Genomic DNA, 268 nt, shown 5'->3' with positions numbered 1-268 from the left:
GATCGGCGCAATACCAGCACGATCGCGATAGCCACGCAGATGTAAACCATCACCACTCAGATCAAGAGCGATACTGGCGGTTTCTTTATGCAGCCAGACGTTAACGCGGATATCCGGCGCATCGCGATCAACATTTGGACGCGGCAGATTTTTCCGCGTGAAAGCATCGACGATCGCGTCTTTCACTTTCATCGCGCCGTACTGACTGTTGCGGATGGTGTCATTCAAACCACTGAAGTGGACAGCGAAGGTCGCGCCAGGATTAAAC

General features: G+C 53.0%; 1 protein-coding gene. It reads right to left on the bottom strand.

Annotated features, from left to right (window positions below; translation table 11 throughout):
• Positions 1-268 (bottom strand): THUMP domain-containing protein (locus SB764_RS40750; RefSeq protein ID WP_410866863.1); only part of this gene is annotated, 268 nt, incomplete at both ends.

This window comes from Paraburkholderia sp. SIMBA_027 (assembly GCF_046535315.1).
Taxonomy (GTDB): domain Bacteria; phylum Pseudomonadota; class Gammaproteobacteria; order Burkholderiales; family Burkholderiaceae; genus Paraburkholderia; species Paraburkholderia tropica.
Note: the sequence above shows the minus strand (reverse complement) of the source record. Positions and strands in the feature narration are given on the sequence as shown.